Here is an 836-nt window from a genome sequence, read left to right as displayed (position 1 = left end):
TGTCCGGGGCGGGCAGGGCGTGGGAGAGGGCCAGGGCGGTGGCACCCGCCAGGTCGTGCGGCACGTGGGCGGCCCGGCGGCCCGCGGCGACGATCACGCAGCCGCGCTCCTCCAGGACGGCGCGCAGGTTGCGCGGCGGCAGCAGGTGCAGCCGGCGCGGCTGGTCGTGGGGCAGCCACCAGCGGCCGAACAGGGCGGCGAACAGGCAGCCCGGGTCCAGGGTCTCGACGAGCAGGTGGCCGCCGGGCCGCACGGCGTCGAGGGCCGCGTGGAGCTCCGCGCGCGGGTCGGTGGTGTGCTCCAGGTGGTGCAGCACGCTGACCACGTCGTAGCGGCCCGCCAGCCGGGCGCGGATCCGCGGGTGGGTCAGCGGGCCGACGTGCGCCTCCTCGACGCGGCCGAGACCGCGGGCACGTTCCACGCGCGCGGTGAGGTCGGTGCCGTCGAAGGCGGTGTAGGGGAAGAGCTCCCGGGCGGTCTCCGGGAAGCGGGCGTGGCCGGTGCCGACGTCGAGCCAGCTCTCCGGCTCACCGAAGCGGAGCATGGCGCGCGCGGTGGCGCGACGGCGGCGCGGGGCGGCGTGCAGGCCGAGCACCCATTCGGTGGCCGGGTCGCGGGGGGCGCCGCGCACGGCCCGCTGGTAGAAGGCCAGCCCCTCGGCGGTCAGGCGCGGGTTCTGGAAGGTGTGGCCGCAGTCCTCGCACGTGTCGACGGTGAACAGGCCCGGCCGGTGCTGCCGCAGGTCGCCGGTGCGCAGCCGGTTCCGCAGCCGCGCGGAGCCGCACCAGGGGCAGTCCGCGCGGCGCGGCTCGTGCACCCGTGTGCTCCCGGCGGGG

General features: G+C 78.2%; 1 protein-coding gene. It reads right to left on the bottom strand.

Annotation, left to right across the window (positions count from 1 at the left end; translation table 11 throughout):
* Nucleotides 1-836 (bottom strand): class I SAM-dependent methyltransferase (locus tag G3I53_RS18005; protein ID WP_239063970.1); only part of this gene is annotated, 836 nt, incomplete at both ends.

This window comes from Streptomyces sp. SID14436 (assembly GCF_010548465.1).
Taxonomy (GTDB): Bacteria; Actinomycetota; Actinomycetes; order Streptomycetales; family Streptomycetaceae; genus Streptomyces.
The sequence above is the reverse complement of the archived record's forward strand: the minus strand, read 5'-3'. Positions and strand labels throughout refer to the sequence as shown.